At 43.3% G+C, this 21,067-nt stretch carries 22 protein-coding genes, 1 pseudogene and 1 riboswitch; of the genes and pseudogenes, 1 reads left to right on the plus strand and 22 read right to left on the minus strand.

Annotated elements, in window-relative coordinates:
* Positions 1-113: 113 nt before the first annotated feature.
* Positions 114-692, minus strand: coding sequence for an MFS transporter (locus tag QGT46_RS13555; protein ID WP_301591241.1), 579 nt, complete (start codon positions 690-692; stop codon positions 114-116).
* A gap of 364 nt (positions 693-1,056) precedes the next feature.
* Here QGT46_RS13555 and QGT46_RS13560 point away from each other — a divergent pair, with 364 nt between their 5' ends.
* The gene (locus QGT46_RS13560; RefSeq protein ID WP_024728383.1) at positions 1,057-2,070 is read left to right on the plus strand and encodes a LacI family DNA-binding transcriptional regulator; all 1,014 of its coding nucleotides are present in this window, start codon (positions 1,057-1,059) and stop codon (positions 2,068-2,070) included.
* A gap of 104 nt (positions 2,071-2,174) precedes the next feature.
* Here QGT46_RS13560 and QGT46_RS13565 read toward each other — a convergent pair.
* The 21 genes and pseudogenes from QGT46_RS13565 to QGT46_RS13665 form a co-directional block, all read right to left on the minus strand.
* Positions 2,175-2,930, minus strand: a pseudogene (locus QGT46_RS13565) (DDE-type integrase/transposase/recombinase); the annotation flags it as partial.
* Positions 2,931-2,938: 8 nt separating this feature from the next.
* Positions 2,939-3,181 (minus strand): transposase, encoded by a 243-nt coding sequence (locus QGT46_RS13570; protein WP_301591246.1) that lies wholly within the window; start codon positions 3,179-3,181, stop codon positions 2,939-2,941.
* Between the two features lie 64 nt (positions 3,182-3,245).
* Positions 3,246-4,310, minus strand: a complete 1,065-nt coding sequence (locus QGT46_RS13575) for an FAD:protein FMN transferase (protein WP_235824618.1) — start codon at positions 4,308-4,310, stop codon at positions 3,246-3,248.
* A 139-nt stretch (positions 4,311-4,449) separates the two neighbouring features.
* Positions 4,450-4,944, minus strand: coding sequence for a Gx transporter family protein (locus QGT46_RS13580; RefSeq protein WP_148459884.1), 495 nt, complete (start codon positions 4,942-4,944; stop codon positions 4,450-4,452).
* Between the two features lie 12 nt (positions 4,945-4,956).
* Complete coding sequence (locus tag QGT46_RS13585) at positions 4,957-5,322, minus strand: NusG domain II-containing protein (RefSeq protein WP_148459883.1); 366 nt, start codon at positions 5,320-5,322, stop codon at positions 4,957-4,959.
* Positions 5,319-6,047, minus strand: coding sequence for an NAD-dependent protein deacylase (locus QGT46_RS13590; protein WP_148459882.1), 729 nt, complete (start codon positions 6,045-6,047; stop codon positions 5,319-5,321). The genes QGT46_RS13585 and QGT46_RS13590 overlap by 4 nt, the downstream gene beginning before the upstream one ends.
* A 111-nt stretch (positions 6,048-6,158) precedes the next feature.
* Positions 6,159-6,623: a 6,7-dimethyl-8-ribityllumazine synthase gene (gene ribE / locus QGT46_RS13595; RefSeq protein ID WP_024728390.1), complete on the minus strand. Its 465-nt coding sequence runs from the start codon at positions 6,621-6,623 to the stop codon at positions 6,159-6,161.
* 32 nt (positions 6,624-6,655) lie between these two features.
* Positions 6,656-7,852: a bifunctional 3,4-dihydroxy-2-butanone-4-phosphate synthase/GTP cyclohydrolase II gene (locus tag QGT46_RS13600; protein ID WP_301591251.1), complete on the minus strand. Its 1,197-nt coding sequence runs from the start codon at positions 7,850-7,852 to the stop codon at positions 6,656-6,658.
* 11 nt (positions 7,853-7,863) lie between these two features.
* Positions 7,864-8,508 carry a riboflavin synthase gene (locus QGT46_RS13605; RefSeq protein ID WP_301591253.1) on the minus strand — a complete coding sequence of 215 codons (645 nt, stop codon included), beginning with the start codon at positions 8,506-8,508 and terminating at the stop codon, positions 7,864-7,866.
* A 4-nt stretch (positions 8,509-8,512) separates the two neighbouring features.
* Positions 8,513-9,577 (minus strand): bifunctional diaminohydroxyphosphoribosylaminopyrimidine deaminase/5-amino-6-(5-phosphoribosylamino)uracil reductase RibD, encoded by a 1,065-nt coding sequence (gene ribD / locus QGT46_RS13610; protein WP_034550001.1) that lies wholly within the window; start codon positions 9,575-9,577, stop codon positions 8,513-8,515.
* Positions 9,578-9,876: 299 nt separating this feature from the next.
* A riboswitch (FMN riboswitch) is annotated at positions 9,877-9,991 on the minus strand.
* A 287-nt stretch (positions 9,992-10,278) separates the two neighbouring features.
* Positions 10,279-11,133, minus strand: a complete 855-nt coding sequence (gene fba, locus QGT46_RS13615) for a class II fructose-1,6-bisphosphate aldolase (RefSeq protein WP_301591255.1) — start codon at positions 11,131-11,133, stop codon at positions 10,279-10,281.
* 19 nt (positions 11,134-11,152) lie between these two features.
* The gene (gene pfkB / locus QGT46_RS13620; protein ID WP_148459879.1) at positions 11,153-12,082 is read right to left on the minus strand and encodes a 1-phosphofructokinase; all 930 of its coding nucleotides are present in this window, start codon (positions 12,080-12,082) and stop codon (positions 11,153-11,155) included.
* 18 nt (positions 12,083-12,100) lie between these two features.
* Positions 12,101-12,997, minus strand: coding sequence for a sugar phosphate isomerase/epimerase family protein (locus QGT46_RS13625; RefSeq protein ID WP_148459878.1), 897 nt, complete (start codon positions 12,995-12,997; stop codon positions 12,101-12,103).
* Between the two features lie 195 nt (positions 12,998-13,192).
* Entirely contained in the window at positions 13,193-13,732 is a 540-nt protein-coding gene (hxlB, locus tag QGT46_RS13630) for a 6-phospho-3-hexuloisomerase (protein WP_148459877.1), read from the minus strand.
* 13 nt (positions 13,733-13,745) lie between these two features.
* On the minus strand, positions 13,746-14,795 hold the full coding sequence (locus tag QGT46_RS13635; RefSeq protein WP_148459876.1) for a galactitol-1-phosphate 5-dehydrogenase: 1,050 nt from the start codon (positions 14,793-14,795) through the stop codon (positions 13,746-13,748).
* Positions 14,792-15,442: a ribulose-phosphate 3-epimerase gene (gene rpe / locus QGT46_RS13640; protein WP_148459875.1), complete on the minus strand. Its 651-nt coding sequence runs from the start codon at positions 15,440-15,442 to the stop codon at positions 14,792-14,794. The genes QGT46_RS13635 and rpe overlap by 4 nt, the downstream gene beginning before the upstream one ends.
* A 40-nt stretch (positions 15,443-15,482) precedes the next feature.
* Complete coding sequence (locus tag QGT46_RS13645) at positions 15,483-16,532, minus strand: galactitol-1-phosphate 5-dehydrogenase (protein ID WP_148459874.1); 1,050 nt, start codon at positions 16,530-16,532, stop codon at positions 15,483-15,485.
* Between the two features lie 35 nt (positions 16,533-16,567).
* Positions 16,568-16,870 carry a PTS sugar transporter subunit IIB gene (locus tag QGT46_RS13650; RefSeq protein ID WP_148459873.1) on the minus strand — a complete coding sequence of 101 codons (303 nt, stop codon included), beginning with the start codon at positions 16,868-16,870 and terminating at the stop codon, positions 16,568-16,570.
* 25 nt (positions 16,871-16,895) lie between these two features.
* Positions 16,896-17,339, minus strand: coding sequence for a PTS sugar transporter subunit IIA (locus QGT46_RS13655; protein WP_024728412.1), 444 nt, complete (start codon positions 17,337-17,339; stop codon positions 16,896-16,898).
* An 11-nt stretch (positions 17,340-17,350) separates the two neighbouring features.
* Positions 17,351-18,616: a PTS transporter subunit IIC gene (locus tag QGT46_RS13660; RefSeq protein ID WP_148459872.1), complete on the minus strand. Its 1,266-nt coding sequence runs from the start codon at positions 18,614-18,616 to the stop codon at positions 17,351-17,353.
* 237 nt (positions 18,617-18,853) lie between these two features.
* Positions 18,854-20,947 (minus strand): BglG family transcription antiterminator, encoded by a 2,094-nt coding sequence (locus QGT46_RS13665; protein WP_148459871.1) that lies wholly within the window; start codon positions 20,945-20,947, stop codon positions 18,854-18,856.
* Between the last annotated feature and the right edge of the window lie 120 nt (positions 20,948-21,067).

Genomic DNA, 21,067 nt, shown 5'->3' on the forward strand with positions numbered 1-21,067 from the left:
GCGCCCTAAGCCCTCGGAGAGCTTAACGTTATCAATATCTACAGGTTTCAAGGTTCATCTGAGCCTATTTTTTATGCTCAGCTTTTTCATACATCACTTGACACTATCGAATGTCAGGCTTCTGCGTTAAATCTCCTTTCCTGTATCGTTTCTATAACCTTTTTCATAAAACTGTCGCTGAGCTTATATGCATTTTTATAAATGACATATGCAGTCAGCATTGAAAGCGCAGGCGCGGCACACATCAGTATCCGTATGGAATTCATGGTCAGCATACTCTGGTCCGGGCTGTTTGGTATGTATCCAGTCTGCTGTAGGACAAATCCTATAAACAATGAGGTCAGTGCAGCTGTAAATTTAACGATCAATGTCTGTAAAGAGAAGACTACCGACTCATTTCTTGTACCCAGCTTATATTTTCCGTAGTCCACTACGTCGAATAAAAATACAGTGGCACAGCCAAGTTCCAGGCCGGTTCCTGTCTTTACAATAATTCCTGATATCGCTGTGAGAAAAACGTTCTGGGGACACACAAAGCCTACAGCAAGCAGAAGAGCCAATCCCACAAAAGGAAGAATACATGCCAGAAGGAAAGATACTCTTCTGGAAAGCCTTTCCGCCACTTTCGGGAAAATGATGAGTCCCATCTTTAAAAGAGATTTTTTCTGACGGCACATTCCGGCTATGAACATGGCAAATCTGTGATACCCGATATAACCTCCTCCCAGAGCCCCAATGATCTACACTCCGAAACCGGCAATGATCAGGGATTGTCCCAGACTGGCAAAAATACGCGGAAGGACGGAAACCACTTCCCTCTCCCTGCCACTATTCGTTTCCATACATCAAGCCTCCTATTTCATATCTTAGTTTCGTTCCTATGTCTATATAGTAATACTGTTTAGTAAATATTTCAACTATATTTTACTTAATTATTTACCAAATATATTCACTATATTTTAGTAAATTATAATAAAAAGATTTTATTTTCATTTACAGATATGGTATACTTGGAATAAAAAAAGAGTTGGAATTAGATGCTAAAGGAGAATTCATATGGCTACCATTAAAGATATCGCTGAAAAAGCAGGCGTATCATCCGCCACAGTCTCCCGTATTTTAAATCAGGATGACACCCTGAGCGTCACTGATGAGACAAGAGCCAGAGTTTTAAAGATTGCAGACGGTCTGAACTACAGAAAAAAGGGAAAAGGAACAACGAAAAGGACTACCATTGGAGTGTTCCAGTGGTACTCCCTGTTTCAGGAATTAGAAGACCCCTACTACCAGAACATCCGCGTAGGGATCGAGAAATACTGTGCAGACCAGAACATTGAAGTCATCCGGGCATTCCAGAGTGATCCGGACTATTTAAAAACATTAAGCGGTGTGGACGGCCTGATCTGTATCGGAAAGTTTGCGCAAAAGGATATCAAAGCCTTTGAGCAGCTTACGGACAATATTATTTTTATTGATATGCGCACTTCCAGGATTTCCTTCAATAACATTGTACTGGATTTACACCAGTCTGTCATAGATGTGATCGATTACTTTGTGGAACTCGGACACACAAGGATCGGTTATCTGGGCGGAAAGGAATACATCGACGAGGATACCGTCTATTTTGAGCAGCGGAAAGAAACGTTTATCAATTACTGCAGGAAACTTGAACTCTGTTATGAACCTTATGTTATAGAGGAAGAATTCAGCGCAGAATCCGGATATCAGATGATGAACAGACTTATAGAATCTGGAAATCTGCCTACTGCAGTTTTTGCCGCCAGCGATCCAATCGCCATCGGCGCCATGCGCTCCCTCTATGAACATGGGTATAAAATTCCCGACGATATTTCGATCATCGGCTTTGATGATATCAGTGTGGCCGAATTTTCCAATCCTCCGCTGACTACGGTCCATGCTCCTTCAGAGTATATGGGGGAATATGCAGCAAACTTTGTGGCGAAACTCTATAACGAAGTGCCAAGCGAATACAAGACACCGGTGCGCCTGACACTGCCGTGTACACTGATTAAAAGGCAGACCTGCGGAAAACCCCGCGGAGAAAAATAAAGAATTTATCTTAATCACTAAAAAAAGACACTGGCAGATGAATGAGGTGACCCCTAAAAGTCAGACTTTATTGCGAAGTGGAAAATCCACTTCGCACTTTTCTTTCATGCCGCCAAGAGACTGAGTCTGTATTCAACCGGACTCAGCCATCCTAAATACATTTCCTGCTTCATAATTCCAAAAAAGTTTTCCATAACAGAATTATCATGGCAGTTTCCTTTTCGGGAGATACTCTGAAAAATCCGATGTTCCTGCAATGTACGAACATATGCTTTCATTTGATAGCCCCGGCCCTGGTCTGAATGAAATGTTCTACGATATGGACAGTCAGATGTAATCTCTATTGCTGCATTCAGAGCATTCATTATATTTTTAGAAGATGGTGTTCGTGACACCCCATAGCTTATAATCTCCCTGTTACACAAATCCATAAAAGGGTATAAATATAGTTTTTTGATCATCATACGACCTTTAGGATCTACATCATAATACTTAAACTCTGTAGTATCAGTCGTAATCTTCTGGTGTGGGATTTTCGTATCAAAACGTCTCCGTAATCTGTTCGGAGCCACTTTTCCAATCCGTCCTTTATATGAGCTATACTTACGGCTTTTTCTGGTAAAGGAAGTAATTTCCATGATTTTTTCTTCAAGCTCTTTATTAGGATTATCTCTCTGGAATCTTTTTTGCCAGTACATATAGGTTGCTTTCGGAAACCCAACAACAGCGAGAATATCTTTTAATTTGAAGTCTCCTCGGAGGCTGTGGATGATTCTCGCTGTTTTTTCAGAAGAGCGTCCTCCTCTAAACACAGCCTCCTCAATTCTTTTAAATAGGCATTCTCTATTCGCAGTTTTAATAATTCATCTTAGAGCTGTTTGATATGTTCAGCACTTGTATCTACAGGAGTAGTATCTAGCACGGACTGCATTTGCTTTTTTCTGGAACGCATCAGGCCTTCACAGCCAAACGCATCATATGAATGAACCCAATTTAAAACCTGACGCTTATTTGTAATTCCATACTTTTGAGCAAGAAAACAATAGCTACCCTCCCCGCGATGATATGCTTCAACTACTTTCTTTTTTAGCTCAAGGCTATATTTTGCCATAATAAAACCGACCTCCAATCGTTAGATTTTTGGTCTAACTTTTGGGGGTCGGTTCAGAATTTTTTCATCCGTCAATGTCTTTGTTAACTATTTTATATGCATCGTCTGTGAGCTCAAAATCTAATCCGTCACTAACATAAACATTTTTTTGTTTATCCACAAAGATCGCTTTTGCTCCGTACTTTTTCAACAGTGAACGGCTTTTTTCCGGCCCCAGCACAAAACATGCGGTGGACAGCCCGTCACTGGCAATACCTGAACTGCACACAATGGTACATGAGGTGATCTCTGTCTGTGCCGGATACCCGGTCTTCTCATCTAAGATGTGGAAATACCGTTTCCCTGTCTTTTTATCAATAAAATATTTTTCATAATCACCGGAGGTAGAGATGAAGGTCCCGCCTTTTACGCTAAGCCCTCCAATTGTCTCCCCCTGCTTTCCGTCAGGGTTCTGTATCCCGACTTTCCAGTCCTCCCCGCCGGGCTTTTCTCCATAAACAGCGATGCTTCCCCCAAGAGCCACCATGGCTCCGGTAATTATCTTTTCTTTTTTGAGAAACCTCATGGCTTCGTCGGTTCCGATCCCCTTCCCGAAAGCTCCCAGATCCATTTTAATCTCTCTCGCTTTTCGCACGGTTTTCTGCTTTTCATTCAGTTTTACATGCTCATATGCATTGCTGACGATACCGTCTTTGATCAGCGCTTTGATCTTATCAGCATCGGGTACCTTTGGATTCTCGGATTCAAAATCCCACATTCGAGTGAGGCTTCCGATGGCCGGGTCCGCAGCGCCTTTGCTGTCTTTGGCAATCTGAAGAGACTTTTTCATCCAGGTAAACAGCGGCTCCGGGACATCCGCCACTCTTTGATTCCCTTGATTAAGCTTTGCCACGGCAGAACTGTCCTTCCTCCAGGACAGCTGCTCTGTCTCCAGCTTCTTCATCTTCTCCATCATCTCTTGTTCAGCCTCAGAAAGATCCGGGCTTCTCCCATATAGTGTCGTATTGGTCACTGTCCCCATGGCATAGTCTACATGGGAATATTTCTGTATCTCTTCTTTCTTCACACAGCCTGATGCCATGACCGCCGTCAGCACAAATACCATGACCGCACATAATTTCTTTTTCACGTCTTTCCTCCTGTAGGAGTTTTTTATCACTATTTCCGTCACGCTTTAAAATACGTTCCTCCAATAGTGATAAAAAACTATCATTGGATAGCTCCTTTTGCTAAATGGATACTTATTCAGTAAAAATTACGTGCATTTTCTACTGAAATAAGTTTGCCGGAACCTTCTTTACCAGCCCCGCCGTCAGCACTCCGATCGCAATGCCGGCAATGGTTCCGGTGACCAGCAGTATCGGCGCATAATAATAAATTCTTACATTCTCCATCAGGCACACTGCAACACTGAGCTGCCCGAGATTGTGTGCTACTCCTCCGGCAACGCTGAGTCCCACTGCCGAAAATCCCCCGGCTTTTTTCAGAAGCGCCATGAGAAAGATACTCAAAATCCCGCCCGCCAGGCTGTAAACAATCGTCATCGGATTCCCAAAAAGCATTCCTGCCAGAAGAATTCTCAAAACGGAGATAAACAGCGCCCGTTTCCACCCGGTAAAAAAGAGAAGAACCATAATGACTCCGTTGGCAAGCCCGATCTTCACTCCGGGAATCCCTACAGGAATCGGAAGGAGTACCTCTATATAAGAAACAACGATGGCCAGTGTCAGAAACATGCCATCCACAGCAATCCGCCTGGTCATTGGTTTTTCTCCTTAGATTGTAATTCCGTCATATTCTTTCTCCTTGGTTCCGTCTTTAATTTCCACTACGAGTTTATGAGGCAGGCAGACAATGGTTTCCCCGGTTTTATCGATGGCTTTATGCTTTCTGCATATCTGATCAGGGCAGTCTGCCTCTGTGACTGAGGCTTTCCCTCCCTGGATGCGGACTACATTGGACCCGTTCCTGCTCTTTACCGTATAGACCGCATCCTCAGAAAGGCTGTGGCTCCAGACTTCCTTTCCGTCCACAGTCACCACTGCCTTTTCCCCGTCCTGCTTCACAAGAGACAGGAATAAAAATCCCGCCGCTGCCATAAAAAGAACTGCTCCGATCAACACGATATCTCTTTTTTTCATGAATTCACCTTAATCTGCCCAAGGACCTCACCGATTGGATCTGTAATGCAGAGCTCTGCCTGCCGGTCTCTGGATGTGGCATCCCTGTTGATGAGCACCAAATGCTCTCCGCGGAAATAATCGATCATGCCCGCCGCCGGATACACTACAAGAGAAGTTCCACCGATGATCAGCATATCCGCCTTAGAAATCGCATCGATGGCTCCCCTCATCACGGATGCATCCAGTCCTTCTTCATATAGTACAACATCCGGCTTCACCAGTCCTCCGCATTCGTCGCAGTGCGGCACTCCCTGTGCTCCGGCCACATAGTTTACATCAAAAAACTTATGGCATTTCTGACAGTAATTTCTGTGAACACTTCCGTGCAGCTCAAATACCTTCTGGCTTCCGGCTTTCTGGTGCAGACCGTCGATATTCTGAGTGACAACCGCCGTGAGCTTTCCAGCCCTCTCAAGCTCTGCAAGCTTTAAATGGGCAGGATTCGGTTCGGCATCCGGAAATATCATTTTCTTCTTATAAAAATCATAAAATTCCTCTGTCTTCTGCACAAAAAATGTATGGCTGACAATCACCTCCGGAGGGTATTTATAAGTTTGATGATAGAGTCCGTCCGTACTTCTGAAGTCAGGAATATCACTTTCTGTGGATACTCCTGCCCCGCCGAAGAAAACAATCCTGCTGCTCTCATCTATCATAATCTGAAGTTGTTCAATCTGGTCCATGGCAATTATCTCCTTGTATCTTTAAATAGGGTTAAAAGACAAACAAAACGGTAATAAAAAAGCCGCTTATTTTCTGTTCTATTTTACAGGAAATAAGCGGCTCCGTCCAGTTTAACCAATCTCTTTCAATAAATTTACCATTTCAATCGCTGACAGTGCACAGTCATACCCCTTGTTTCCGGCTTTCGTACCGGCGCGCTCAATGGCCTGCTCGATATTTTCCGTGGTCAGTACACCGAACAGCACAGGAATCTGACTCTCCATAGACACGTGAGCGATACCCTTGGATACCTCATTGCACACATAATCATAGTGGCTGGTAGATCCCCGGATCACGGTTCCCAGACAGATTACAGCGTCATATTTCCCTGATCCCGCCATCTTCTGTGCGGCAACAGGAATCTCAAATGCCCCAGGCACCCAGGCAACAGCAATATCGTCTTCCTTCACGTCATGGCGGCGCAGGCCGTCCAATGCCCCAGAAAGCAGCTTGGATACGATAAACTCATTGAATCTGGCGGCGACAATGCCGACTTTCATCCCTTTTGCGACTAATTTTCCTTCTAAAACATTCATCTTTTATCTCCTCTTTCTTATTTATTTGCAGCTTAATAAGTTAAATAATGTCCCATCTTTTTCTGTTTTGTCTTCATATAAAAAGAATCATAATCTGTGAGCTTGATCTGGATGGGCACTCTCTCTACGATTTCCAGCCCGAAATCACCCAGACCTTCGATTTTCGTCGGATTATTTGTCAAAAGTCTCAACTTAGACGCACCCAGGTCTCTCAGAATCTGTGCTCCTATGTAATATTCCCGTTGGTCTTCTTCAAATCCGAGAGCCAGATTTGCCTCTACCGTATCCATTCCCTGGTCCTGCAGAGCATAGGCCTTCAGTTTGTTGATCAAACCAATGCCCCGGCCTTCCTGTCTCAGATAGAGCAGAATTCCCCGGCCTTCCGCTTCGATCTGTCTCATGGCCGTGGTAAGCTGATCTCCGCAGTCGCACCTTAACGAGCCAAAGGTATCTCCCGTCAGGCACTCGGAATGTACCCGGCACAATATCGGCTCCCCGTCATCTACATTTCCTTTTACTAAGGCGACATGATGTTCGCCGTTTAGTTTATTCACATAACCGTAAGCCCGAAACTCTCCATACTTGGTGGGCATCGGCGTCTCCGCCTCCCTGCTCACGAACACTTCATGTTTTTTCCGGTAATCCTGCAGTGCCTTTATGGTGATTATCTTAAGGCCAAACTTCTCTGCCAGTCCCATGAGTTCTGTGGTACGCATCATAGTGCCGTCTTCCCTCATGATCTCACAGCACAGACCGCTTTCTTTTAAACCTGCAAGCTTCATAAGGTCCACTGTTGCCTCTGTGTGACCGTTCCGCTCCATAACACCGCCCGGCTTTGCGATCAGCGGAAACATGTGTCCGGGGCGCCTTAAATCCTCCGGTCTGATGCTGTTCTCCATACATTTCAGCGCTGTGACAGAACGTTCCACTGCTGAAATTCCCGTGGTGGTTTCCACATGATCAATACTCTCTGTAAATGCAGTCTCATGGTTATCTGTATTCTTGGTTACCATTGGAGACAGTCCAAGTTTCTCTCCCATAGCTGCACTCATGGGCATACAGATCAAACCTTTTCCATGGACTGCCATAAAATTAATATTGTTAGTATTCGCAAACTCAGAGGCACAGATAAAATCGCCCTCATTTTCCCTGTCTTCATCATCTGTTGCAATGATGATCTTCCCCTGTCTTAAGTCTTCCAATGCTTCTTTAATCGTGCTGAACTTCATTTTCTTTCCTCCTAAAATCCTGCTTTCATTAACATTTCCTCTGTAATGGCACTGGTTTTTTCATCATGCCCCAAATTCATCAGTTTCTCCACATATTTTCCGATCATATCATTTTCCAGATTCACCAGATCTCCAGTTTTTTTTGCTCCCAGTACCGTTTCCTTTAAGGTGTGGGGAATGACCGAAACCTGAAACCATTGGTCCCCGGTCTTTGCAATGGTCAGACTGATGCCGTCCAGGGCGATGGAACCTTTGCTGACACAGTACCGCATGATCTCTGACGGTGCCGCCACCGTAAACCAAACTGCATTGGCATCCTGTTCCACTGATGTGACCGTTCCGGTTCCATCCACATGGCCGGCAACTATATGTCCGCCAAAACGTCCTCCTGCTTTCATGGCCCGCTCTAAATTGACCGGATCTCCAGGCTTCAAGCTTTTCAGACTGCTCTTTTCAAAGGTCTCGTTCATCACATCCGCCAGAAACCCCTGTCCGTCAAATGTGACCGCGGTAAGGCATACACCGTTGACTGCAATACTGTCTCCTGTATGGATATCTTTCAGGACTTTGGATGCCCCGATCCTGACGGCTGAGGACTGCCCTCCTTTTTTTACTGACAGAACGGTGCCTATTTCTTCAATGATTCCTGTAAACACATTCTCACCTCGCTTCATATTCTAACAGCAGATCTTCGCCGAGCCTGGTAATCTCCGGGCCCTTTAAAAGTATCGCATCGCTGATTTTATCTATCCCTTTTCCTTCCACTGGTGACCTTGCCTGTCTTCCCCCGAAAAGCTTCGGTGCCACAAAAGCATACACTTTGTTTACCGATTTGGTCTGAATAACTGAATCGTTAATATCAGCTCCCCCCTCCACAAGTATACTATCGATCTTTTCTTTCCTCAGTGTCCTCAGAAGTTCCAGCAGATCCGTCTTTCCATCCTTCTCCGGACATATCAGCACCCGGCATCCCAAAGCCTCAAGCCTCTGCGCCTTTTCGTTTCTTTCACATGCCGCAATGATGGTCGGAATTACTTTGGCACTCTGAACAATTTTCGAACTTAAAGGGAGCCTGAGTCTGCTGTCGCAGATCACACGTGTCGGGTTGTTCCCGCCTATGATCCGGGCATTGAGCATCGGATCATCACTTAAGACCGTATCGATTCCCACGAGAATCGCTGCATACCGGTGTCTGAGAAACTGTACATGTTCCCTTGCCTCCCTTCCGGTAATCCATTTGGACTCTCCTGTCTTCACCGCAATTTTCCCATCCAGTGTCATTGCATATTTCAATGCTACATAAGGCGTATCGTGGGCAATGTAGTGGAAAAAGATTTCATTGATCTCTCTGCATTCCGCATCAAGTACGCCTGTTTCTGCCTCAATGCCATGCTCTCTTAAAATATCAATACCCTTACCGGAAACTTTTGGATTCGGATCAATATTTCCAACATAGACTTTCCTGATTCCACTTTTTATGACGGCCTCTGTACAAGGCGGTGTCTTTCCAAAATGGCAGCATGGCTCCAGGGTCACATAAAGTTCCGCACCTTTTGGGTCTTCCGTACAGTTCTTTAACGCATTCCTTTCTGCGTGCAGACCTCCGTATGTCTCATGGAATCCCTCTCCGATTATCCGCCCATCCTTTACGATGACAGCCCCCACCAACGGGTTTGGATTGGTATATCCTGTTCCTTTCCCGGCCAGTTCAATGGCCCTTCTCATATAAAGTTCCTGCAACTGGACAAACCTCCTTTCTCATGTGTGCAGCATCGCGGAACGCTTTGTATTTCATAGGAAAAACTCTCGCGTATAAGCGTGATAAGGTATTTCGCAAGAAATAAAAAGGCCCCAAAATCCTGCAATACAGGACTTCAGGGCTTTCTTAAGCTAAAGTTCACTCATAGATAAACTGTCTAAACAAACAGCTAATATGAAAACAAAAAACTGAGATTTATAACAGCACGCCAAATACACCAAATGCATCTGACCTACGCTGTGCGTAAATCCCAGAGTTCTTTTATCACTATCTTCTTTCATCCAGACTATACTGTCGGCTTCGGAGTTTCACCGAATCATGCCTTGCGGCTCGTGGGCTGTACCACCGGTAGGGAATTTCACCCTGCCCTGAAGATCCTATTCAATTTTTATACATTCCATTATAACCTATCATAAATCCTTGTCAAGACTTAAAAGAATGATATTCAGGCTATTTCATAATTTTTTCTTTCTTCTGTCAATATCATCAAAAGCATTTTCAATTGCTTCTGAATGATACAACTCATACATGCCAAAAATAAACATTGTCAAATTTAATCTATTCCTTATTGGGCAAAGCGCGCCATCTGAAAGATGGGACAAAGACAAATGATTTCCTTACACATCTGTGCACAAAGCTGACTTACGTCCATTTTGTAATTGATATTTTATTTCTGCGCTTTTCCTGCACTTCCGCAAACTTTTATTTTGCTCATAACATATTTTTTTACTTCTTCACGGCCTGCTGCGCTATATTTCTTAGGATCAATAGTATCAGTATCTGCAGTAAAAACACCCTTTACTCCTTTTGTAAATGCAATACGGAGATCGGTAGCATAATTTACTTTACAGATACCACGTTTAATACACTCTTTTACCGCTTCGTCCGGCACACCGCTTGTTCCGTGAAGAACGAGCGGAATCTCTACAACATCTCTGATCCGGCTTAAGATGTCAAACTGAAGCTTTGGTTCTCCCCTATAAACACCGTGGGCTGTACCAATCCCCACTGCGAGAAAATCAACCCCTGTTCTCTCTGCAAATTCCTTCGCTTCCTGTGGATCTGTATATGGATTATCATCTCCGCCGTCTAAATCATCTTCTTTCCCCCCAACCTTCCCAAGCTCAGCCTCTACCGGAACTTCGGATGGATGGCAGGCATTTGCGACTGCCCTGCTGACAGTCATATTAACTTCAAATGCCTCATGGGAACCATCGATCATGATGGAAGTATAACCCGCTCTGAGTGCCTGCATCGCAAGTTCAAAGCTATTGCCATGATCTAAATGCATCACTACAGGAACCGATGTCCTCTCTGCCGCTGTTTTAACATTTGCAAGATAATAATCAAGTCCCGCATATTTTACTGTAGACGGAGTTGTCTGCATAATAACCGGTGACTGTAATTCCTCTGCAGCTTCTGCAACTGCCTGTACCATTTCCATATTTTCTACATTGAATGCACCGACTGCGTATCCGCCGGCCTGTGCTTTCAGTAATATTTCTTTCGATGTTGTTAACATAACTTTCCCTTTCCGGATATTATAATTTGATTATCTTAACGTTCTGGCTGATCTCGTCTCTCTTTGCAGGATCAAATGTCCCTGTATTGGATGAGAGCGCGTTGGCAGATGCAACTGCCACTGCGAATTTCAGGGCATCTTCCGGCTCCATATTTCTCTCCAATGCGACTGCAAACGCTCCAACCATAGAGTCTCCGCATCCTACCGTATTTACCACTTCTATTCTCGGCGGTTTACCCTGATAAATGCCTTTTTTGCATACGAGTAAAGCCCCTTCGCCTCCAAGAGAAATTACTACATATGGGATCCCCTTTTCGTAGATTTTTTGAGCATATCCTATGACATCTTCCTGGCTGCGGACTTTGATATCAAAAAGCATTTCTATCTCATCTTTATTAGGTTTTACCATAGTTGGCAGGCTCTCAAGACCTCTCTTTAAATATTCTCCGCTGGTATCTAAGATCACTTTTTTTCCCAGCTTCTTAACGATCCGGATCATTTTTTGATAGATATCCCTGCCCATTCCCCTGGGAGCACTTCCTGAAATGGTCACAACATCACTGTTCCGGATGATCCCGGGAAATCTTTCTAAAAATGAAGTTTCTTCTTCCGCTGTAACTTCACACCCGCCTTCCAGATATTCGGTAGAACCATATCCGGGATCTAAAATGTTAATGCAGCTTCTCGTTTCGCCATTGATATGCTCAAATTCATAGGAAATTCCATCTGCGTCCAGAAGTGATTCTAAATATTGACCGTTATATCCTCCCACAAAACCGGCGGCTTTTGTATCAGAACCGCAAAGTTTGACCACCCTTGCCACATTCAGCCCCTTTCCGCCGGCACTGTTATGTGTCTCTGCTACTCGCATTACCGTACCGTTCTCAATTTTTTGGGTCATATGATAGGCTTTATCAATGGAAGCATTTAACGTTACAGTTGTAATCATGCTCTTCCCCTCCCATCATTACAGACTTTTTAAATATTTCACTCCCGCGGCGGCATCTGCCACAAGTCCGTCAATATCATCTGCTGCTTTGATCGTTCTCCAAAGGGATACACTCTTAGCACTTGCGGACGTATCGAGAACGAATGGTTCCATTACCAAAGGTCCTTCAAAACCGGTCTCCCTGATCGTTTCTGCAATAGCTACCCAGTCAATATTGGTCTTTCTCTCTCCGGCAGGAATCTTACGGTTGCTTTCTCCAATATGGAGATAGCCCAGATATCCCTTTTCATAGGCCGTACGGATGGCATCCGGAATATAATCTTCTTCAATGTTCATATGAAACGTATCTAAAAGAAGCTTACAATAGTCATTGCCAATTGCTTCGCAGATTGCAATCCCTTCTCCCGCAGTATTCGCTGTATACTGTTCAAAACGGTTTACAATTTCCAAACACATTGTTACGCCGACTTTTTGGGCATGTTTTGCAACTTCGGTTAATCCTTTGACTGCGTTTGCTGTACGGACCTTCTTGATTTCTGTAATATTTTCTCCTTCCGGACGTGTATTCCACAAACCATACGGGATACCGGAAAAAAGTTTTGCGCCCATCTCCACACAAAGATCCAACATATGACATAAATGTTTGATGCCTGCTTGATGGGATTCTTTATCCGAACTGGAAACATCTCTTTCCGGTCTGAGTCCAGTCCCGTTGATCGTCACTGAAAGCCCTGCATCTTTTATATATTTACTAAGTTTCCCTCTGTCTTGTGCCGTCAAAGGAACAAAATCGCCTGCTTTCAGTTCAATGGTATCCATATTGGCCTTTTTTGTTAAGTCAATTATTTTATAAATATCCAATTCAGGAGTTGTTCCATTCCAATATGCTGTTTGTAACCCGATATTATTCTGCATTTCTATTCTCCTTGTTTTTCTGAAATAGAGTTTCGCTTGCGAAACTCTCGCACTGCGTGCGGTCGCTCTGGCGACATTGTTCCCCTGCGCGCGCAGTTGCATCCCCCGGAGGTTTTTTTATTCTATAGGAATCATTCCTTTATCACTTTGTTGTAACAATGTCTTTCCTATAGAATGAAAGATTTCTGTCACAAGCTACTCCAGACTTGCGTGTCTCTTTGCCATATCGTCATTACTTCCCGGCTTTTCCCGGCTTATTTCCAATACTGCCGCATCAAACACTATGAGCAGCATCTGTTCGAACAAACTGCCCAGAGGCTGGATGCTTGTGTCAGACACAGCAAATTTTGTTGCAGATTCAATTGTGATATTCGGTGTCTGGATCTTTTTCAAGGTCGATTCCGCTGCTGAAGAAATGACGACTAAATCTGCACCCTGATTCTTTGCCGACTGTGCCGTCATACAAACACTGCCTGTTTCCCCTGAAGCAGAAGCCACGATCAGCAAATCTCCCTTTTCTACAGACGGTGTTGTGGTTTCTCCCACTACATATGCATCCAGGCCAATCTGCATTAGTCTCATAGCAAAGGCTTTTAACATTAATCCTGATCTTCCGGTCCCATAAACAAAGATCCGTTTATGAGACTTAATCTTCTGGATCAGATCTGAAATCTGATATTCAGGAATTCTGTCAGCTGATTGTTCTAATTCTTTTATAATTACTTTCGTTCCCAAAATACCACCTTCTTTACATGATTTCTTCCGGATATAACAGAACTTTTCCGAATCCCTTTGGATCGGCAATGATCTTTTCAAACATCTCCGGGCCTTTGCTTAAATTCACTTTATGCGTAACCATTCCAAGGACATCCACCTTTTTGTTTCCGATATATTCTACCGCATTGTTCCATTCCTCTCCCGGATATGGAGCAGAAATGGTACACCAGGAACCGATGATATTTAATTCGTTTCTCATAATTCTTTCAAAATAAAATCTTGGAACCGGAACATCCGCATATGGAATTCCCATGTATACAACCTCCCCGCCCTTTTTCGGCAGCCCGAGCACTCTTGCAGCAGTAAAAGGATTTCCTGCTGATTCAATGGCCAGATCCACGCCATTTCCATATTTTCTGATCTCATCATGGAAATCGATATCAGCAGAATTAATTAGCACATCAGCGCCAAAATCCTCAGCAGCCTGTAATTGCGCATCGTCGATGTCAATGGCAAACACTTTCTTTGCCCCAAATGCTTTGGCCCATTGGATTGCCATCAGTCCAATATTTCCACATCCCACAACGGCAACTTCATATCCCATTTTAATGTTTGTCTGATATAATCCGTGAATCGCAACCGTTGCCGGTTCTACCAATGCACCCTGCTCAAAGGTCATACCTTCCACCATCTTGACAAGATTGACGGCCGGCATTTTAATGTATTCTGCAAATGCACCCGGAACATATGCTCCAATGGTATTTAAAGATTCACATCTTGATGGATATCCGCTTTTGCAGTACTCACATTCATGACAAACCAGGTTTGGGCATCCTACCACCCGGTCACCGGCTTTTAATTCTGTAACGGCAGGACCGGCCTCTACAACCTCTCCTGAAAATTCGTGCCCCCAGACATTCCCTTTTACATAAGGTCCCAGATTGCGGTATCTTGCGATATCCGAACCACAAATTCCGCCTACTTTCACTTTTACAATAACATCATCGTCTTTTTCAATTTTAGGATCAGGAACCTCTTCATATCTTAAATCCTGTACATCATAAAATGTTAAAGCTTTCATCCTCTCACTGCCTTTCTTAAAGCCTCTGTATTCTCTTTAATATTTTTGAATAAATATCCCCCGGATACAAAAACATTTGCTCCTGCTTCATAACATGGTTTTATTGTCTTTTGATCAATACTTCCGTCTACTTCAATATCAATATCCCGGTCTCCGATCATTGCCCGGACATTCTTAATTTTCTTCACGGTTGAACTCAGGAAATGCTGTCCGCCTTCCCCGGGATTTACACTCATCAGAAGGATCATATCTACATCATCCAATAAATATTTAATAGTCTCTTCCGGCGTCCCTGGACTCAGCACGATGCCGGCCTTGATGCCCCGGTTACGGATTTTATGCAGACAGCTTAACACCCTTGCGGTCGACTCCTGATGGATCGTTATGATATCTGCCCCTGCGTCAGCAATGCTGTCAATATGTACTTCCGGATGTTCGATCATTAAATGAACATCCAGCGGAATGTCGGTCATTGATTTCAGTGCCTTAATGTGATCTGCTCCAAATGCCATCCGCTCCACAAAATGTCCGTCCATCACGTCCACATGGAGCAGTTCTGTCTGACTGTCTTCTAATTCTTTGATCTGGTTTTTTAATTCTCCTAAGTCTGCTGCAAAGATGGATGGAGATAGTTTTATTTTTCTCACGGTCAAACCTCTTTCTTTTATCTCTTCAGACGCCTTATGATCATGCTTCACTGTCAATTAAAATCTTTCCTTTTACTGCTCCCCGGGTCTTGAACATCTCAAATCCTTCTGCGATCCTGGAAAGCGGAAGCTTCTTATAGATCAGGGATTCTTCCCCCTTTAATTGTCCTGTTGCAAAATAGTGTGCCGCACACTCCCACTCATGTCCCGGAAACGGAGCAGAATAAGATAGCCAGGACCCTGTCATAGTGAACTCTTTACGGTTCATGTTCTCCCATTCTTTCACAGTAAAGGCTAATTCTCTTGTAGGTTTTCCGATATAGCAGATTCCAGCCTTATTTGCCGCCAGTTCATATGCCATCTTCATTGTCACAGTACTTCCTGCCGTTTCAAAAATATAATCGTAGCCTTTTTGATCCGTCAGTTCCATGGCCTTTTCCATAAAACCTTCTTTTAAGGTATTTACGCCATCGGCTGCTCCCAACTGTTTTGCCAGTTCAATTTTTTCATCGTCAATATCAAATACAACAGTCTTTGCAGATCCGAAAATATTTGCCCACTGCATGACAAGCAGTCCGATCGTTCCTCCGCCCAGCACAGCAACAGTCTTTCCTCCCTCATATGGAAGACACTCTAATCCATGGAGCGCAACTGCCGCCGGTTCAAACAGCGCTCCTTGTTCAAAGGATACTGTATCCTTAAAAGGAACCACGTTTTGCTCCGGAAGACAGATATATTCTGCATAGCTTCCTGCTTGTCTTGTCCCGATAAAACTATAGTCTTTACAGAGTGCATAATCACCTTTCATACAGTCTTCACATTTCATGCACGGGACCAATGGAGCTCCGGCGACCCGCTGGCCTTTCTTTACCTTTGTCACTCCATCTCCCACAGCTTCCACAATCCCTGAGAACTCATGTCCGAGAATGATCGGATAGAAGTGGGCCCCGTCTTCATTTACCCGGGGTACATCTGAACCGCAGATCCCGGAATATTTTACTTTTACAAGCACTTCCCCGGCTTTTGGCTCCGGGGTCTGTACTTCCTCATATCTTATGTCATCTCTTGCGTGTAAAACTCCTGCTTTCATCTATAACCACCTGATCCTTTCACATATTCGGGCTTTTATAGCTCTTCTGAAATCGTTTTAAGCAATTCTTCAACTTTCTTTTTTGATGCTTCCTTATTCAGTCCGGAGACAAGCCCAAACACACTGAGATGCGGCTTTTCAAGCGGATTTCGGTAATTGGCAGTAGTAAAAACTACATCTACGTCTTTTTGTTTGATGGGAACTTCTGCAATCGTCCCTTTCATCAATCTGATCTTCACCCCTGCATTTTTTGCAATCTCTTTGATTTCTTCCTGGGCAATGGTTGACGTTGCCACACCGCTGCCGCATGCTACTAATACTTTCACTTCTTTTGCCATAATTCTTCTCCTTTACTGTGATTAATTATGATCCTAATTTTTCCTGAAGATAAGCCTCCGTTTCTTTATTTGAAAGTTTTTTACATTTTAATAAGACTTCCGGATCATTCAAAAATGCCATCATTTTTTGCAGCACTGCTAAGTGTTCATTGGCATCTTTGATCGCCAGATTGAAAATCATATCTGTTTTCACTTCTTCTGTATCATCGTCCAGTCGTTTGAAGGTTACCGGACAGTTGAGTTTCAGCAGACAGATTGCGTTCTGTGTAATCCCTTCATCTTTTACATGAGGAATGGCTGTTGGAATTTCTGTAGGAAGCCCTGTTGGGAAATCTTTTTCACGTTGGGCACAAAGAACTCCAAAATTTTTTTCAACAATACCTGCTTTATATAAGGCATCTCCACATAATTTAATTGCTTCTTCACTATTAGCTGCTGTCCCGTGAATTACCAAATATCTAGTTTTCATTTAGAGCCCCCTCATGCGAACATCGCCATAATTCTATGAATAATTGATACAACTACATTGCCGGGATTCCATCCAAAATGAGATGCCGTGACACTTTTTCCAAAATCTACATTCGTAACAGACATCATGCTTGTGGCTTCCGGAATAAACATATTCGCCAAAAACAGAGTTATGTACATCAAAATAGTCATTGCAATCAGTGAGCGAAATAGATTTCCCTTGCTGCTCAAAACGACCATAGGTGCCAAATAACAGATCTCAGCTAATAATCCAAGTGGAAAGAATCTCATATCCGGTACAAGAAATACAAGCAGTATGGTAATCGGAATCATAATCGCAGTACATGTAATACAAGTTGGATCACCTAAACCAAGTGCAATATCCATACCAATATAAATATCTGCATCTTCTCCGATTTTTTTATGCATATATTCATTTGCGGACTGTCCCAGCGGAGATAATCCTTCCATCATGATGGATACCATTCTTGGGATCAATACCATAGCTGCCGCAACACCCATTGCCATTGTGAGAGTTTCTCCAGGACTTTGCTTTGTAATGATTGCAAGAAAAGCTCCTACTACAACACCAATGATTGCAGGATCGCCAAACACTCCAAGCTTTTGTCCCACCTTATCCATATTTATATCAATCTTGTTAAGTCCCGGAATTTTGTCTATGATCTTATTTAATCCGTAGCCGATCGGATAAGCCCATGCTACGAAAGACAGGCATGTACATGTTGTCCCTTCCAGTCCAAAAAATTCCTGCCAGGGTTTCGCAGTCCACTGAGCAAAAAACAGAACAATAATACCGCAGACAAAAGCAACTAAAAATCCAATGACAGCATTTCCAAACAAAGCATATGCGAGTGCTCCCGGCACAAGAAAATGCATGAAATTCCAGATATCAACATTTAATACCTTTGTAACCTTTAAGCGGACTAAAATGATATTGACAAGGATAATTGACGGAATTACAAGAACTGCAAATGGTGTGGTCCATGATGCTGCACCCAGTGCTGCAAATCCAACTTCCAATGTGTCATATCCTGATCCTAATTTTTCATAATATTCCATCGCCGGTGTCACTGAAGTAATCAGTAAATTTACCGCTAAACAAAGCCCCTGAAAACCAATCCCTACCAATAAGCCGGCTTTAATCGCCCGTCCTGCTTTCATGCCAAAGAAAACAGCTAATATTGCGATTACGACCGGAAGCAGAACACTTGCCCCCAAATTTACAAATCCCTGAAAAAACTTTAATAGTATTTCCATATGTACCTCCACTTTTTACTTTAGTATTTGTGTTGCTGAGATCTGCCGGCCGGCTTCCCATCTCTCATTTACAAATACATAGTATCATGCATATAAAATCAAAAACAGTGAAAGGTATTTCCCCTTCCGGGAAAAATTTTAGTTTGGTCGAATCCATTTCCGGACCTGGAAATAAAATAAATTGGTCGAATTTATTTCCTCTCCCAGAAATAAATCCGACCAATGCTTTTTTGTTATTTAAACACTGCTGTGTTCATATGTTTCAATCATTCTTGCAATCTCCTCAGGGCTCTTTGCCTCATGCAGAAGCCGCCTGTACTCGTCATCCCTCAGCATATTTACGAGACTGAAAAATGCCTTTAAATAACTCTTATGATCAATGGCGCTCAGACAGCATACAAACTCTATGGGGTCCAGTCCTTCGACCCCGAACGGCACGGGATTCTTTAGACGGATGAAATACATACCAAGGCGGATACTGCCTTCCTCTACTTTCGCATGCGGCATGGCAAATCCCTCCGACAACACAACATAGGAACCATATTCCTCGATGCTGTGGATCATTGCATCTATATATCTTGGTTCAATATAGCCTCGTTCTACAAGTTTCTCACCAGACTTGCGCACTGCATCTTTCCAGTCTTCACACTCTACATCCACCTCAATGTTTGCTGCGGGCAGCAAATGATGCAGATATGGGGACAAGATCTCCGCCTCCCTCTCTACAGACTGTTTAAAATACCCCCGCACCACTCCGCGGAGTTCCTTCATAAACTCCTTTGCTCTATCTTCCGGCTCAATCATTCTGTATACAAGGGGACGGACCTCGTCGATCAGGCCCTTCGCACTTAACCCATCTTCCTCCATTCTGACTGGAAGATTTCTGCCGTTTCTCAGCGCATCAATTCTGTTTCCCACACGTATGTAGTCTGCATCATTGAAGGCTACCGATACTACAACATACTCTAACGAACAGCCTTCCAGCGGAACTGTAGAAATCACAAAATCAGCTGAATTGGGTTCAATACTCATTGCTTCATGGGCAGAGACTACATCCACAACCCGGAATTTAAAATGTCTTTTCAACTTTTCCAGTAATAGTCTGGATGTTCCGATGCCTGCATGACAGGCTACGATCACACGAAAAGCCACTTCCTTATTCTTCTTTCGTTCAATCGCCGCACACACATGAATCGCAATATACTTTATTTCTATTTCATTTAATTTGCGCTCTGTATATTGGTAGATAACAAACATCTGGTTTATGACCGCTTCAAGTACATCCTGATTATCTTCCAGTACCTCATTTATCACATTAACTTCCTGGTAATTGATCGGCGGTGCAGAAAATATGGATTCCAGGTGATTGGACAGATTCTCAAAAAACTCATAATCTGTATTCAGATCTATTCCCAATTCCGAGGAAATACCGGCAATATATTGTCTTGTGATCATTTGGATAATCACTGTATTCTTATTAATTGTGTTATGTTTCATATACCGCACGCCGTCCAGGAAGCTGCTGAAACACTTTATATCATCCTCTGTTGTAACAACATCGCAGTACTGAGAGATATATTTTAATGTATCCAGGGCAAACATATAATTCTCACTGTTTTCATCCGGCTGCGTCTCCAAAAATTCGCCCGACTGATTGCGATTTATCATAATCCTTAAATAGAGAACAATCTCCTGAAAGGAACTGTCATCCAGATATTTCTTATAGCGTTGTTCCTGTTCCCCCAGGATCTTTTGTATTACACTGGAGTCACCTGCCTGTACACTGACATGTTCAGCAACTACATTTTTATGGTTCTCATAAATAGACACAGACGGACGAAGCAGATTCAAAAGAAATTTTCTCTTTTCGCTCTCCGGACCTTCTATACGAAGTCCCTTATTGGCGTGAGAGATCACCTTCAAGTTCCCTTCCTTTATAAATGCCTTGATATCTTTCAGGTCGTTGATTACCGTTGCCCTGCTCACAAATAAATGGTCGGCGATGGTTGCAAGGGTAATGTAATCGTTAGAATTTACGATCATAGCAGATGCTGCCTGTTTCCGTTCTTCCCTGGATAATTTATAGCTGTAGAAGTCCCCTTCGAGCAATAATGACAGAGATTCCTTAAAATTCTCCGGCGGATTAATCCTGCCCCCGCTGTTTATCACAACTTCCTCCCGCTGGTTTTGACCCAGGATTGTATTGATTTCCTTCAGATCATTGCGGATGGTTTTCTGAGACACCTGAAAATATTCTGCAAATCCTGAGACTGTAATCTCATCCTTCTCTTTACTTAATAACTGCACAATCTCAGTGCTCCGCTGGTTCATTCTAATTACCTCCAATTATTTATCTGGCAAAACAGTAACAATCTATTTCATTGTATCCTAATGGAATAGATTAAAAAAGAATGAATTTCTTCTTAAGTATAGAAATTTTTTATATCATCT

The sequence above is a fragment of the Anaerostipes faecis genome (assembly GCF_910574135.1).
GTDB lineage: Bacteria > Bacillota > Clostridia > Lachnospirales > Lachnospiraceae > Anaerostipes > Anaerostipes hominis.

Coding starts and splice junctions, on each gene's coding strand:
- QGT46_RS13555 (WP_301591241.1), bottom strand. CDS start 692: ATGTTCATAGCCGGAATGTGCCGTCAGAAAAAATCTCTTTTAAAGATG.
- QGT46_RS13560 (WP_024728383.1), top strand. CDS start 1,057: ATGGCTACCATTAAAGATATCGCTGAAAAAGCAGGCGTATCATCCGCC.
- QGT46_RS13570 (WP_301591246.1), bottom strand. CDS start 3,181: ATGGCAAAATATAGCCTTGAGCTAAAAAAGAAAGTAGTTGAAGCATAT.
- QGT46_RS13580 (WP_148459884.1), bottom strand. CDS start 4,944: ATGACCAGGCGGATTGCTGTGGATGGCATGTTTCTGACACTGGCCATC.
- QGT46_RS13585 (WP_148459883.1), bottom strand. CDS start 5,322: ATGAAAAAAAGAGATATCGTGTTGATCGGAGCAGTTCTTTTTATGGCA.
- QGT46_RS13590 (WP_148459882.1), bottom strand. CDS start 6,047: ATGGACCAGATTGAACAACTTCAGATTATGATAGATGAGAGCAGCAGG.
- ribE (WP_024728390.1), bottom strand. CDS start 6,623: ATGAATGTTTTAGAAGGAAAATTAGTCGCAAAAGGGATGAAAGTCGGC.
- QGT46_RS13600 (WP_301591251.1), bottom strand. CDS start 7,852: ATGAAGTTCAGCACGATTAAAGAAGCATTGGAAGACTTAAGACAGGGG.
- ribD (WP_034550001.1), bottom strand. CDS start 9,577: ATGAGAAGGGCCATTGAACTGGCCGGGAAAGGAACAGGATATACCAAT.
- fba (WP_301591255.1), bottom strand. CDS start 11,133: ATGTTAACAACATCGAAAGAAATATTACTGAAAGCACAGGCCGGCGGA.
- pfkB (WP_148459879.1), bottom strand. CDS start 12,082: ATGATTACAACTGTAACGTTAAATGCTTCCATTGATAAAGCCTATCAT.
- QGT46_RS13625 (WP_148459878.1), bottom strand. CDS start 12,997: ATGCAGAATAATATCGGGTTACAAACAGCATATTGGAATGGAACAACT.
- QGT46_RS13635 (WP_148459876.1), bottom strand. CDS start 14,795: ATGAAAGCTTTAACATTTTATGATGTACAGGATTTAAGATATGAAGAG.
- QGT46_RS13645 (WP_148459874.1), bottom strand. CDS start 16,532: ATGAAAGCAGGAGTTTTACACGCAAGAGATGACATAAGATATGAGGAA.
- QGT46_RS13650 (WP_148459873.1), bottom strand. CDS start 16,870: ATGGCAAAAGAAGTGAAAGTATTAGTAGCATGCGGCAGCGGTGTGGCA.
- QGT46_RS13655 (WP_024728412.1), bottom strand. CDS start 17,339: ATGAAAACTAGATATTTGGTAATTCACGGGACAGCAGCTAATAGTGAA.
- QGT46_RS13660 (WP_148459872.1), bottom strand. CDS start 18,616: ATGGAAATACTATTAAAGTTTTTTCAGGGATTTGTAAATTTGGGGGCA.
- QGT46_RS13665 (WP_148459871.1), bottom strand. CDS start 20,947: ATGAACCAGCGGAGCACTGAGATTGTGCAGTTATTAAGTAAAGAGAAG.